Origin of the sequence: Lapillicoccus sp. (assembly GCF_025353065.1) — a bacterium.
Classification (GTDB): domain Bacteria; phylum Actinomycetota; class Actinomycetes; order Actinomycetales; family Dermatophilaceae; genus Lapillicoccus.
Window position 1 is genome coordinate 1 of sequence record NZ_JANXRJ010000252.1, and the last position, 13,570, is coordinate 13,570.

A 13,570-nucleotide genomic window follows, 5' to 3' on the forward strand; every position below is an offset into this window, starting at 1 on the left:
GAGTACCGCGCGATCGGCAAGGCTGCCCTCCTCGTCGCCTGCGCGGCCGCCCTCGCCGGATTCACCTTCGACATCCGGATGCCCCGGTCCATCGTGCTGCCGCTCGTGCCCTTGACGATGGTCGCGAGCCTGTTGTCGCACTGGTACTTCAGGCGTGACCTCTACAACCGCCGTCAGCAGGGTGAGTGCCTGGTCGACACGATCGTCGTCGGTCGTGCCGACTCGGTGGCCGCGATGATCACGGAGATCGGCTCCGAGTCGGGTATGCGGGTGGTTGCCGCGTGCGTCTCGGGCCTCGACTCCCGTTGGGAGGGTGCCGAGACCATCGAGGGGGTGCGGATCTATGGTCCGCCCGAGACCGCGATCCAGGCCGTCGACGAGCTGCATGCCGAGGTCGTCGCCGTGTCCAGCCACCCTGATCTCGTGGGCAAGAACCTCCGACGCCTCGGGTGGGCACTCGCGGAGCGCGACGTCGACCTCATCGTCTCGCCGGGGATCGTCGAGGTCGCCGGGCCCCGGCTGTCCCTGCGCCCCGCCGCCGGCCTCTCGCTGCTGCACGTCGAGCGCCCCGTCAGCTCGGGTGGCCGCCTCGTCGTCAAGCGCGTCTTCGACACCCTCGTCGCCCTCGGCCTGACCGTCGTGCTGCTGCCGGTCTTCGCCGTCATCGCCCTCCTCGTCAAGCTCACCAGCAACGGTCCGGTGTTCTACCGCGCCGAGCGCGTCGGAGTCCACTCCGAGCCCTTCCGGATGATCAAGTTCCGGACGATGGTCGACAAGGCCGACGCCCAGGTGCAGCGGATGACCACGGGGCACGCCACCAACGCCGTCCTGTTCAAGGACCCCAGTGACCCCCGCATCACCGGGGTGGGCAAGATCCTGCGCCGCTACTCCCTCGACGAGCTGCCGCAGCTCCTGAACGTCCTGATGGGGGAGATGTCGCTCGTCGGACCGCGGCCGCCGCTCGCCTGCGAGGTGGAGCTCTACGAGTCGGATGCGGTGCAGCGGCTGCGGGTCCGCCCGGGGATGACCGGCCTCTGGCAGATCAGTGGTCGCAGCAACCTCGACTGGGAGCAGTCCCTGCGCCTCGACCTCTGGTACGTCGACAACTGGTCCCCGATCCTCGACCTGCAGATCCTCGTCCGCACCACTAAGGCCGTCTTCGGCGCCGCAGGGGCCTACTGATGCCCGAGTCCCGAGTCATCCTGGGAGACCCGACGACGATGAACGACCACGCACTGGCGCGCCGGCTCGCCGACTCCGCGGGCGAGGTGCTCCTGGACCTGCGCGCCGAGGACCCTTCGGCGGACCCGGCGGCCCTGCGCGCCGAGGGCGATCGACGCTCCCAGGCGCACCTGGCCGACCAGCTCTCCCGCCATCGTCCGGGCGATGCGGTTCTCAGCGAAGAGGCCAAGGACGACGGTATGCGCGTCGGCGCCTCGCGGGTGTGGATCATCGACCCGCTCGACGGGACACGGGAGTTCGGTGAGGGTCGCGCGGACTGGGCCGTCCACGTGGCCCTCTGGGAGGACGGCGACCTTGTCGCCGGTGCCGTCGCCCGGCCGGCCATGGGCTCGACCCTCGCCACCGACGCACCCCCGGTCCCGCGGGCCGATCGCGGCGAGCGGATCAGGTTGGCCGTGAGTCGCACCCGACCGCCGGCGTTCGTCACGCGACTGGCCGAGAAGCTCGATGCCGAGCTCGTCCCGATGGGGTCGGCGGGCGTCAAGGCGACCGCAGTGCTCGACGGCACGGTCGACGCCTACGTCCACGCCGGTGGCCAGTTCGAGTGGGACTCCGCCGCACCGGTCGCGGTGGCCCGCGCCGCCGGTCTGCACACCAGCCGCATCGACGGCTCCCCGCTGGTCTACAACCGGACCGACCCCTCTCTCCCCGACCTCGTCATCTGCCACCCGGATCTCGCCGACGCGATCCTCACCGCCATCCGTGAGCTCACTCTCGAGGGAGACCCCGCATGACCGACCGACCCGACTACCAGCTGTCCCAGCTGCGTGTCCTCGAGGCCGAGGCCATCCACATCATGCGAGAGGTGGTGGCCGAGTTCGAGCGGCCGGTCCTGCTGTTCTCCGGCGGCAAGGACTCCATCGTGATGCTCAAGCTCGCCGAGAAGGCCTTCCACCCGGCGCGGATCCCCTTCCCGGTGATGCACGTCGACACCGGCCACAACTTCGAGGAGGTGCTGGCCTTCCGCGACTACCGGGTCGAGCAGCTGCATCTCCAGATCATCGTGGCCAGCGTCCAGGAGGCCATCGACAACGGCAGCGTGAGCCAGCCGCCCGACGGCACCCGCAACCGGATCCAGACGCCGGTCCTGCTCGAGGCGCTCGACAAGCACCGGTTCACCGCCATCTTCGGCGGGGCCCGCCGCGACGAGGACAAGGCGCGGGCCAAGGAGCGGGTCTTCTCCTTCCGCGACGAGTTCGGCCAGTGGGACCCCAAGAACCAGCGCCCCGAGCTGTGGAACCTCTTCAACGCCCGGATCCACCTCGGGGAGAGCATCCGGGTCTTCCCGCTCTCCAACTGGACCGAGCTCGACATCTGGCAGTACATCAAGGAGGAGGAGATCGAGCTCCCCTCGATCTATTACGCGCACAACCGTGAGGTCTTCGACCGGAACGGCATGCTCTACGCCGTGCACGAGGTGTGTCGACCGAAGCCGCACGAGAGCGTGTCGGTGCAGCGCGTGCGTTACCGCACCGTGGGCGACGCGAGCCTGACCGCGGCCGTCCTGTCGGACGCCGACACCGTCGACAAGGTCATCGACGAGGTGGCCACGACACGCATCACCGAGCGTGGCGCCACCCGTGGGGACGACAAGTTCAGTGAGGCCTCCATGGAGGACCGCAAGCGTGAGGGATACTTCTGATGGACATTCTCCGGTTCGCCACGGCGGGTTCGGTCGACGACGGCAAGAGCACCCTCATCGGGCGGCTCCTCTACGACACCAAGACGGTCTTCGAGGACCAGATCGACGCGGTCACGCGGGTCAGCAAGGAGCGCGGTGACGAGCACGTCAACCTCGCGCTCCTGACCGACGGCCTGCGCGCCGAGCGCGAGCAGGGGATCACCATCGACGTCGCCTACCGCTACTTCGCGACCCCGCGGCGCAAGTTCATCATCGCCGACACCCCGGGGCACATCCAGTACACGCGCAACATGGTCACCGGTGCGTCGACGGCGGACCTCGCCCTCGTCCTCGTCGACGCGCGCAAGGGCATCGTCGAGCAGAGTCGTCGGCACGCCTTCCTCGCGAGCCTCCTCCAGGTGCCCCACCTCGTGCTGTGCGTGAACAAGATGGACCTCGTCGACTACTCCGAGGAGGTCTTCGAGGCGATCAAGGCGGAGTTCACGACCTTCGCGTCCAAGCTGCGGATCCCCGACCTGACGATCCTCCCGGTCTCGGCCCTCGCTGGCGACAACGTCGTGACGCGATCCGCCAACATGCCGTGGTACGAGGGCCCGAGCCTCCTGCACCACCTCGAGAACGTGCACGTGGCGAGCGACCGCAACCTCATCGACGTGCGCTTCCCGGTGCAGTACGTCATCCGCCCGCAGTCCGACGCGTGGCACGACTACCGCGGGTATGCCGGGCAGGTCGCCGGCGGCACGCTGAAGAAGGGCGACGAGGTGATGGTGCTCCCGTCCGGCTTCACCTCGAAGATCCTCGCGGTCGAGACGGCCGACGGCGAGGTCGACGAGGCCTACCCGCCCATGTCGGTCACGGTGCGTCTGGAGGACGACATCGACGTCTCGCGCGGCGACATGATCTGCCGCCCGCAGAACCGCCCGATGGTGGCCCAGGACCTCAACGCGATGATCTGCTGGATGGACGAGTCGGCCCAGCTCAAGGTCGGCGGCAAGTACGCCATCAAGCACACCACCCGCAGCGCCCGGACCATCGTCAAAGAACTCAGCTACCGCCTCGACGTCAATACTCTGCACCGGGACGAAGACGCAAAAGCGTTGGGGCTCAACGATATCGGTCGAGTACGCTTGCGCACGACGGTCCCGCTGATGTGCGACGACTACTCCCGCAACCGCTCGACCGGAGGGTTCATCCTCATCGACGAGGCCACCAACCGGACCGTGGCCGCCGGCATGATCACCGAGGCCTCCTAGAGCACATGGCCCCGTCCGTTGCGGTCCTGATCGCCAGCATGGCCGCAGTGCTGATCCTGGGTGGCGTCCTCGTGGCCACGGCACCCTCTTGGCGCGTGCCGCGGGCGCTCGAGACGGGCCGCTCTCGGCTCGGGTCGGCGGTGGACTCGGTCGTCCCGCACGTGGGACGAGGCGCGACCGCTGCGGGCGTGGCGCTCGCCGGCTTCGCCCTGACGCTCGTCATCGGGTGGTTCCTCGGCAAGCTCGCGCATGCTCTGGAGCCGTCCGTCGACGTCCCCGTGTTCGAGTGGTTCAGGACCAGGCAGCTGCCCGGCTCCTGGACCGACGCCTGGAACGTCCTGACCAAGATGGGCAATCGGGCCCAGACCCAGCGGATCGCCGTCGTCGGCGCGGTGCTGCTGGCGGTGCTGTGGCGTCGGCGGGGGTGGTGGACCCCGTTCCTCGCGCTGCCCCTCGGCTACCTGTTGGAGAAGTTCGGCCAGATGCTTCTCGCTGCCACCGTGCATCGGGGACACCCGCCGACGACCCTGGGGACCTACCCGTCCGGGGGGTGCGCACGGTTGGTGGTCGTCTACGGACTGGTCATCTTCCTCGTGCTGCGGTGGAAGAGGGTCAGCCGTCGGGGATGGGTGGCGGGGTGGACACTCCTCTCCCTCCTGACCGTGCTGGAGGGCTACAGCCGAACCTACCTGCTCAAGCACTGGTTCACCGATGTGGTGGGTGGCGTGATCTACGGTGGCCTGATCCTCGGACTCATGGTCGGGGCCGTCTGCGTCCTCGACCGTGTCGCGGTCGACGCTCCCCCCACGGCCCTCGACACCCCGCAGCCTTCAGCAGCCGCTGTCCCGTAGCCGGAACCCCACGACCGTGGGTATGCGGGTCGGCCGGGCTGCGGTGGGATCTGCTTCTTGCTGTCATGCACCTATTCGGGCGAGATCGGGCACTGCTGACGCAGAGAGCTGGATCCTCAGCGCGCCCGATCCCGTAAGGGGTGTCGTTCCCCCGTTACTGCGGGGGCAGGACCAGCGACACCGTCACGTCCCGGATGCTCTTGGCGTCCGTGGTGGCCGTCCTGGTGCCGGATGCGCCGACGGCGAGGCTCCCGGCGGAGTCGCCGAGGAGGGCGTCGATCTTGGCCGAGCCCGTCCCGTACTTCACGTCCCTCGCGCTGACCGACGCCTGCGGGGTGATCGTCGTGACGGCCGACGAGCGGTCGGCGAAGTACGACACCAGCCAGCTCCCGGGGGGGCTGATCTGCACGCTGGGCGCGACGTGGGACACGGTGGCCGCGGCAACGGCCGCCGCAGCCGTGACCACGGGGCCCGCCGCTCGGTAGGCGACGATCTTGGCGTCCACCTTGCCGAGGACGTCGACCGTCGTGGTCACGGACGAGCCGGGAGTGTCGGTCGCGGTGGCCGCCTTCTGCCACACGGACGTCCGTGTGGTGTCGGAGGTCGCCGAGGTGACCAGGGTCCATCCCGTGGGTGCCGTCTGGGTGGTTCCGGCGGCCGACGTGAGGAAGAGCAGGAGGCGGTCGCCCGACAGGACGCCCGAGGGCACGGTCACGGTCGGCGTCTTGCTGCTGAGGTTGACCGACGACGACCCGACGTAGGCGATGTTGGACGGGGCCGGGGTGGCGATCGTGACGGTGGTCGTGGCCTGCCCCGTCCCGCCCCGGTTGTCCGTGACCGTGAGGGTGGCCGTGAAGGTCCCGTCGGCGGCATACGTGTAAGTCGGGTTGGGGTCGGTGCTCGTGCCGCCGTCACCGAACGTCCAGGCGTAGCCGACGATCGTCCCGTCGGGGTCGCTCGACCCGGCGCTGCTGAAGGTGCAGACGCGCAGCGAGCACGACCCCGAGGCCGCGGCCGTCGGAAGGACGTTCGGTGCCTGCGTGGCGGTTACCGAGGTGGTCGCCTGGCCGCTGCCGCCCTGGTTGTCCGTGACGGTGAGCACGACCGAGTAGGTGCCGGGCGCGGCATACGTGTGGCTCGGGTTGGCGTCGGTGCTCGACGTGCCGTCCCCGAAGTTCCAGCTGTAGGCCGCGATGGTCCCGTCGGCGTCGGACGACCCGGCGCTGCTGAACGTGCAGACCTGGTAGCTGCAGGAGCCACTCGCGGCAGCGGTCGGGGGCTGGTTGGGGATGCCGCTGAGGAAGAGCAGGTTCGCGCGGAAGTCCACCCCGTCGATCCCGACGCCGGTGAGCGGCACGGGCGTCCCGATCATCTGACCACCGGAGAAGCCCACCTTGTTCAGCCGGCCGTCGGCCGTGGTCACGTAGTAGAGCTGCCCCCCGGTGAGGAAGGCGCCCGTCACGGCCGGCATCACGACGGACGCCACCTGGGACCGGTTCGGGTAGATGACGCCGGAGTCCGGTGAGAACGCCCGGTAGTAGAGGCCGGTCTGGCCCGAGAGGGTGTAGTAGAGAAAACCCTGGTCGTAGAACATCGAGGTGATCGCGGCGTCCTCGCCGTAGAAGCTCGGCTTGGTCCCGCGGTACGTCTGACCCGAACCCGTGTTCACCGTGGACCACAACGGGTCGTTGTAGGGGTCGATGAGGTTCTCGGTGCCGAGGACACCGTTCGCAGCGACCGAGCGCCAGGCGAAGTCACCGGTGTTCTTGACGTAGAACAGTCGGCCCCCGATCACCGTGGAGCCGCGCACCGTGGTCGGGTCGAGCTGTGGCGAGAGGGTCGTCGGTGCGCCCACGGTCGACCCGTTGAAGGCGTACCCGGCGTAGCTCGCAGGCGCCGGGGCGACGCCACCGGACTTGACGATCTCGATGCCGTTCACGAGCGGGTTCTCCGTCACGTGGCCGAAGTCGATGTTGACGAGACCGTCGGACGTCGTCGTGAAGGAGCGCATCGTGCCGCGCTGGTCACCCGTCGCCGCGACGATGTCGAAGTTCGAGAGCACCCGGGTGCCGTCGAGGTCGACGTTGAAGACGCGCTGCCCGACCGCGCTGGTGCAGCCACAGCGGTTCGCGAAGTACAGGCGCACCTCGATCTGCTGGCCGGCGGGGACCGGGAAGGCCCACTGCATCTCGGTCGGGTCCGAGGGATCCCACCGCTCCGAGTTGAAGATGTCGTTCGGCGTCGACGCGGGGACGGTGGAGTCCATCGTCGCCCCCCCGCCGTAGATGGCGTTGTTGCTGCCCGTGTTGCGGTAGCTGCTCGTCGCGGAGTCGTCCGCCGCCCAGGCGGGCCCGTTGTCGATGGCGGGCACAGCTCCGCCGCCCGCGTCGACCCGGTAGAGGACCGACGTGTTCGGGGCACCGATGCTCTTGTAGATCCCGCCCGGAAGCGAGGAGACCGCTTCGGACGCGAGGCTGGAGCCCCCGGCAAGGGGGAAGAAGGCGATCTTCGGCCGGTTGTACTTGTGGTCGCCGATCCAGTCGGTGTCGCTACCGATCCACACCCCGTCGGTCGCGGCGTAGGCGGCATTCGCGCCCCCGCCTCGGGGGTTGCGGCCGGGGTTCCAGGCGATGGGCATACCGGTACGGGCGTCGAGTGCACTCAGGCCAGGACGCGGGACCGCGCCCGCACCGGGGAAGTCGTTGCCGTTGACGTTGTTCGACCAGCGGGCATGGCCGCCGGCGTAGATGACGTTGCCCGCGATGGCCACCGAGAGCTGGGAGTCGCCACCGGCGTTGTTGACCCAGGTCGGCTGGATGTCCGTGCCCGACGCGTTGGTCTCGAAGCGTGCCGTGCTGTCGCACAACGTGTTCGTGCCACCACCGCTCGCGGCGATGGCGAAGAACGAGCCGTCGGCGGACATGTCCACGTCGCGGATGTAGGAGTCGTAGGCCTGGTAGTAGCAGGCCGGCTCGTAGCGGTGGGTGGCCCAGTCGGCACGGACGACGGCGGTGCTGCCGGTGAGGTCGAGCATGACGACCTGGTCCCGGGCCAGCCCGTCCACGAACTTGAAGTTGCCGATCGCCACGAGCTTGGAGCCGTCAGGGGTGATGGTGAGGTCCTGGACACCCACGAGGCCCTTCTGGGCGCCGTTGGTGGGAGTCCAGTTGTGGTTCACGGTCACGACGTTGGTCACGAAGGAGGTCAGGGCTCCGGTCGTCGCGTCCAGGGACGCGAGGCCGCCCCGTGACTGCCCGGAGACCGTCGTGAACGTGCCGCCGATGATCAGCTGGTTGCCGGTGCGCTTGATCGTGTTGACGATGCCGTTGAAGGTGTTCGCCTTGAAGGTGGTGATCCGGGCCCCGGTCGTGGTGTCGACGAGCGCCAGGGACTTCGAGGTCACCCCACCGACCGTCTTGAAGGTCCCGCCGATGAAGAGGGTGCCCGCCGCAGTACCCGGCAGGAGGGCGTTGACGTCACCGTCGACGACCGGGTTGAAGTCCGTGGACAGGGCGTAGGAGGGGCTCTGCATCGCGAGTATGCCGCGGCGCGCGACTCCGGCCACGGAGGTGAAGGTGCCTCCGGCGAAGGTGCGGCTCCCCACCTGGGCGAAGGTCAGCACCTGGCCGTCGTCGACGGCAGGGGTCCCGGCCAGCGGCACGGGCGAGACGATCTGCGGGAGGGTGATCTGGTCCGCCTGCGCGGGCAACGTCACACTGGCCAGCGAGGCGAGCACCACGGCGATGACCGCGAGCCCGACGACCCATCCTGGACGCTTCAGCTTCATGCTCGACTTCCCCACCTCGCGCCTCGAGGGCGCCACGAGTCCCGCTGGGCTACCGCCACGCCAGATGTAGCTGCACTACATCGGACCTGTGTTGCCCCGCGGTCCCCGGCTACGCCGATAACTTCTCCCAGGGACGGGTCCAGTACTGGCCCGTCCGTGGTCCAGTATGCATAGGTCCGATCGTTATCAGGACCGGCTTCCGAAAAATCGGTGGTTGCGGCGCGTCCCCGGCAGAGGTGACACACCCGGAAGGGTGGACCGCGGGCTGGGAACGCGTGCCGAACCGGCTGACAGTTTTGCGCAAACCGTCCGAGATCAGGCCCGATCAATGTCACGATGGTGCCCAGTTGTCGCTCTCGTGAGGTGAGCCGACAGGTCGCCGGACGGTCCCGGGGGGAGGGGAGTCCGGTCAGCCGTGCTCAGCGTCGTCGGGGAACACCACACATCGGGGAAGAGCTTGAAGGAGTCTTGTGAAGCTGCTCGCTGACGATCTCGGCCGCGGGTCGGGGGGGACCGTGTCGCGCCTCTCGGCTGCACCGACAGGACAGGTGCTCCGGGAAGCCGTCGTGCTGAGGTCCACACCGGCTCTTCGCACCCGCCGCCGGATCATGGCCCCGCCGAAGGTGAGCCGGCTCTTCGCGCCCGGGTGGCCGTTGGCCTGGATGTTCGCCCCCTTCCCGTTGTGGTGGGCCATGGGGCTCACGGAGTGGGCGCCGCTCGCGCTCTGCCTGCCGATGGCTTACCACCTCCTGCGGATGCGACGCGTCGAGATCCCGCGTGGCTTCGGCTGGTGGGCGCTCTACCTCGTGTGGTCCCTGGTCGGGGTCGGCCTGCTCAGCGTGCCGGCCTACGGCGCCGTCGCGGACAGCGGCAGCACCAGGATCCTCACCTTCAGCTATCGCTTGATCTGGTATCTCGGTGTCACCCTGGTCGGCCTCTACGTGCTCAACACCCGCAAGGAGCTGAGCACCACCCGGGTCACCCGGATCATGGCCCTGATGTTCATCTGGGTGGTCGGGGGCGGCATCCTCGGGATCCTGGCGCCCACCTTCCAGTTCTCGTCGCTGATGGAGCTGGTGCTGCCCTCCGGCGTCTCCTCGGTTCCCTTCATCAACCACATGATCCACCCGAGCGCCGCGCAGCTCCAGGACGTCCTGGGCTACTCCTCCCCGCGACCCAGCGCCCCCTACTCCTACACCAACACCTGGGGCGTCAACCTCGCGGTCCTGGCCCCGTTCTTCGTCTACGCGTGGCTCGGCAAGGACGCCGCCTGGCGCCGGTATGCCGCGCCCGTCGTCGGCCTGCTGGCGTTCGTCGCGGTCGTCGTCTCCCTCAACCGCGGCCTGTGGGTGGCCCTCGCCGTCGCCGTGCTGTTCGTCGCCATCCGGTCGGCCCTGCAGGGCAAGCCGGGGATCCTGGCCGTCCTGCTCCTGGCCGGGGTCGTCGCCACGGCGGCCGTGGCCTACTCCCCGCTCGGGGCGGTCGTCCAGGCCCGCCTGTCGAGCGAGGGCAGCATCAACGGACGGACGAACCTCGGGACCCTCTCCGTGGAGAGCGTCGTGAAGACCTCCCCCCTCATCGGCCTGGGCAGCACCCGCAACGTCCAGGGCAACTTCAACTCCATCGCCGGTGGCGCGACCGCGGGCTGTCCGCGGTGCAGTCCGCCCGCGCTGGGGACCCAGGGCCAGCTCTGGCTCGTGGTCTTCTGCCAGGGCCTCGTCGGGCTGGTCCTCTATCTCGGCTTCTTCGCGCAGACCTTCCTGCGCCACCTGCGCGCCCGCTCCGGTCTCATCCTCATGGGTCTCTGCGTCCTCGTCCTGTCGACCGTGACGATGCCGGTCTACAACTCGCTCGGGACGGCGTTGATGGTGGTCTTCGTGGCCGTCGGGCTGATGGCCCGCGAGCAGTCCGGCCGGGAGCCGGGAGCGCCCGTGCCGTTGGTCGCCACGCTGGGTGGCCAGCTCGCCTCGGTCCGCGCCCATCTGCCCGTGATCGCGCTCCTGACGATCGCCGGCCTGGCCGGCGGTGCGCTCTGGCAGGTCCACTACGGGGTTCCCACCCGCGCGGTGATGTCGTTCATCGTCCCGCCGGACCGGACGCACTACACCACCGACACCAGCGGCCTGCTGAGCATCGACACCGAGGCGCAGTACCTCAACGACCCGGCGGTGACCGCTGCCGTGGCGCGCGCGACGAAGAAGCCCGGGCCGCACGAGACCCGCACCCTCAGGGTGCTCGCGACGCCCAACAGCCGCGTCCTCCACATCTCCTACGTCGCCGACCATGCGTCCGACGCGGTCGCCGGGGCGAGGGCCGCGACGACGGCCTTCATCGCCGTGAGGTCGGCACAGATCAGCCAACACCTCGCCACGGAGGTCGGGATCCTGGCGGCGAAGCACGCCGCCCTGGCCGCCTCGCTCCCCACCCTGAGCAACGAGCTGACGGCCCTGGTCGCCAAGGAGGGGAAGAACCCCACCCACAGCGCCACGAAGGTCCTCCGCGAGCGCATCGACAAGCTCCAGGTGCAGCTGGTGAGCAACGAGCGGGGCGCCGTGAACCTGCGGGCGGCCACACCCGTCGCGGGAACCGTGCTGCGACTGGAGCCCACCAAAGCGCTCTCGACCGTCTGGAACGTCTCGCTCGGGAGCGGAGCGATGATCGGCCTCGTGCTCGGCCTGCTCTTCGCGACCTGGTCCGATCGGCGTGGCGGGCGGCTCGGGCCCCGGGGTGACGGCGCGACCGACCTGGGATACCCCGTGCTCGCGCGTCCCGAACGGTCGCGGTGGTGGAGGCGGCTCGCCCGACGCCGCACCCTGTCCGGGGGAACCCGAGCCGTCCGCGACGCGGTGCGTCCCTTCGGGGTGACTGCGGTGGCGGACATCACCGGGCGATCGGCTCGCCCGCAGATCTCCGACCTCCCGGGGGAAGCCTCTGCTGCGGAAAGCCCGGTCTACGCGCTGGTCTGTCGTCCGCACACGGCGGTTCGAGATCTCGAGCGCGCCGCGGCAACGCTCACGGCCATGGGCGGGGGCGTGCGTGGGATCGTTATCGTCTGATCACACCCGTCCGGACCCGTCCGGCCGCGCATCCGCCGTCCACCATCCCTGCCCCCATGGGCAGTCATCGCCCGGAAACAACAGCCGCGGGGAACAACCCCGTCGCGTAGACAGCTGCCTCGGTGTGGCAAGGAAGGAAGAGTCGTGAGCGTGAACTCGATGGAGGCGCCCCGACCAGGCTTGTTGGCGAACGCCATCCGGAGGCACGCCTGGATGCTCATCTTGCCGATGGTCGTCCTCGCAGGCGTTGCCTACCTGATCGGTGAACGGGGTAACACCACCTACGTGTCGACGTCCGGAGTCATCCTCAAGCCCGTGCCCGGGCTGCCCTTCTCGCCGGATGCCGCCTCGAGCTCCAACCAGCAGACGGTCGCGCTGACGACCGAAGCGCAGATCGTGGGTGGGGACGCTGTCACGGCGCTGGCCAACAGGTCGCTGAAGAACAAGGTCGTGGTGGGCGACGGCACCGTCACCACCTCCGTGCCGTCGAACACCCAGATCGTGAACATCAACTTCACGGCCACGAGTATCGCCGCGGCGCAGGCCGGCGCGAACACCTTCGCGAAGTCCTACCTCGCCTACCGAGGCGCCGAAGCCACCAAGACGCAGACCGTGAAGCTCGACGGTCTGACGGCTCAGGCGGCCGCCGTCCAGGCCCAGCTGAGCGCCGCGTCGAAGGCCGCGTCAGCGGCGGTGCCGGTCCCCGAAGCGGCCGGCCAGGTCCAGCTCTACTCGAACCAGCTCATCACGGTGCAGTCCGCGATCTCGGACGCACGGGCAGTGCCGCTCGACCCCGGCTCGGTCCTGACGCCCGCCTCGCTGCCGGGAGCCCCCACCGGTCTGAGCTCGATCATCCTGGCCGTCGCCGGCGGCATCGCCGGGCTGCTGCTCGGCCTGCTCGCCGCCGTCTGGCGTGAGCGGTTCGATCGGCGCGTCCGCTCGCGGATGACTGTGGTCGCCGGCCTTCCCGTCCTGTCCGCCATGACCGCAGGTCGTGGGCGGAAGGTGCGCAGCGTCGAAGCGATCGCCCCCGCCCTGCGCGGAGCGGTGCTCGCCGGGACGTCCGCGCCTGCCGTGGTCGCTCTCGCCGGCGTGGAGTCCGACCGGTCGTCCTCGTCCCTGTCGACCGCCCTGGCGCGGTCCCTGGTGTCGGCCGGCTATCGCGTGGTCCTGGTGTGCGCCGAGGAGGCCGCGGGACAGCAGGTCGGGGTCGCGGGACCCGGACTCGGCGAAGCGCTTCGCGGCGAGGGCACGCCCTCCGACCTCCTCGTCGACGCCCACGGGCTGCGCGTGCTGCCCGCAGGGAGCTCGCTCGCCGAGGTGGGAGAGCTCCTCGTCGGTCCGCGGATGGCCGCCCTGCTCGCCCAGCTGCGTGCGGACAACGACTTCGTCGTCGTCGCGTCTCCGAGCACGACGTCGCCTGTCGGCCTCGGGGTCGCCAGCGCCGTTGACGCCGTGATCGCGATCGCGGTCGACAAGCGCACGACCAAGGACCGGATCGGCGAGCTCGTGCACCAGGCCGACCTTCTCGGCGTTCCCCTGATGGGTGTCGTCATCGTCTCCGCCGCAGCGCTGGGCGCGACGATCGCCCTCGACCCCACGGAGCTCGAGCACCGGACCGGGGCCGGGCCCGGGGAGCCCGTCCTCCCGGCGAACGCAGAATCGGACGAGGCGGGCGACGCGAGCCGGAGCAAGGAGTCGATCTGGAAGTGAGTCCCGCCTCGCGGGGTGAGGGAGGC

The 13,570-nt window shown here is 69.5% G+C and carries 8 protein-coding genes; 7 read left to right on the top strand and 1 reads right to left on the bottom strand.

Annotation, left to right across the window (positions count from 1 at the left end; translation table 11 throughout):
- From Q0R63_RS18350 to Q0R63_RS18370, 5 genes are all read left to right on the top strand, one after another.
- Positions 1–1,182: sugar transferase (locus tag Q0R63_RS18350; protein ID WP_295700550.1), on the top strand; the 1,182-nt coding region annotated here is incomplete at its 5' end.
- Positions 1,182–1,976: a 3'(2'),5'-bisphosphate nucleotidase CysQ gene (locus Q0R63_RS18355; protein WP_295700553.1), complete on the top strand. Its 795-nt coding sequence runs from the start codon at positions 1,182–1,184 to the stop codon at positions 1,974–1,976. The genes Q0R63_RS18350 and Q0R63_RS18355, both read left to right, overlap by 1 nt.
- Positions 1,973–2,884, top strand: a complete 912-nt coding sequence (gene cysD, locus Q0R63_RS18360) for a sulfate adenylyltransferase subunit CysD (protein ID WP_295700556.1) — start codon at positions 1,973–1,975, stop codon at positions 2,882–2,884. The genes Q0R63_RS18355 and cysD overlap by 4 nt, the downstream gene beginning before the upstream one ends.
- Positions 2,884–4,137 (top strand): sulfate adenylyltransferase subunit CysN, encoded by a 1,254-nt coding sequence (cysN, locus tag Q0R63_RS18365; RefSeq protein ID WP_295700558.1) that lies wholly within the window; start codon positions 2,884–2,886, stop codon positions 4,135–4,137. The genes cysD and cysN overlap by 1 nt, the downstream gene beginning before the upstream one ends.
- Positions 4,138–4,142: 5 nt before the next feature.
- Positions 4,143–4,988 carry a phosphatase PAP2 family protein gene (locus Q0R63_RS18370; protein WP_295700560.1) on the top strand — a complete coding sequence of 282 codons (846 nt, stop codon included), beginning with the start codon at positions 4,143–4,145 and terminating at the stop codon, positions 4,986–4,988.
- Positions 4,989–5,142: 154 nt separating this feature from the next.
- On the opposite strand, the gene Q0R63_RS18375 is transcribed toward Q0R63_RS18370, so the two are convergent.
- Complete coding sequence (locus Q0R63_RS18375) at positions 5,143–8,775, bottom strand: PKD domain-containing protein (RefSeq protein ID WP_295700563.1); 3,633 nt, start codon at positions 8,773–8,775, stop codon at positions 5,143–5,145.
- Positions 8,776–9,245: 470 nt separating this feature from the next.
- Between Q0R63_RS18375 and Q0R63_RS18380 the strand changes: the two genes are divergently transcribed.
- Together Q0R63_RS18380 and Q0R63_RS18385 are read left to right on the top strand one after the other, a co-directional pair.
- A complete protein-coding gene (locus tag Q0R63_RS18380) occupies positions 9,246–11,831 on the top strand; it encodes a hypothetical protein (protein WP_295700564.1) in 2,586 nt (861 codons plus the stop codon).
- 213 nt (positions 11,832–12,044) lie between these two features.
- On the top strand, positions 12,045–13,544 hold the full coding sequence (locus tag Q0R63_RS18385) for a hypothetical protein (RefSeq protein ID WP_295700567.1): 1,500 nt from the start codon (positions 12,045–12,047) through the stop codon (positions 13,542–13,544).
- The last annotated feature ends 26 nt before the right edge of the window (positions 13,545–13,570 follow it).

What these genes read in the sequence shown, in the direction of transcription:
- cysD (WP_295700556.1), top strand. Translation starts at nt 1,973, where the DNA reads ATGACCGACCGACCCGACTACCAGCTGTCCCAGCTGCGTGTCCTCGAG.
- Q0R63_RS18385 (WP_295700567.1), top strand. Translation starts at nt 12,045, where the DNA reads ATGCTCATCTTGCCGATGGTCGTCCTCGCAGGCGTTGCCTACCTGATC.
- Q0R63_RS18355 (WP_295700553.1), top strand. Translation starts at nt 1,182, where the DNA reads ATGCCCGAGTCCCGAGTCATCCTGGGAGACCCGACGACGATGAACGAC.
- Q0R63_RS18370 (WP_295700560.1), top strand. Translation starts at nt 4,143, where the DNA reads ATGGCCCCGTCCGTTGCGGTCCTGATCGCCAGCATGGCCGCAGTGCTG.
- Q0R63_RS18375 (WP_295700563.1), bottom strand. Translation starts at nt 8,775, where the DNA reads ATGAAGCTGAAGCGTCCAGGATGGGTCGTCGGGCTCGCGGTCATCGCC.
- cysN (WP_295700558.1), top strand. Translation starts at nt 2,884, where the DNA reads ATGGACATTCTCCGGTTCGCCACGGCGGGTTCGGTCGACGACGGCAAG.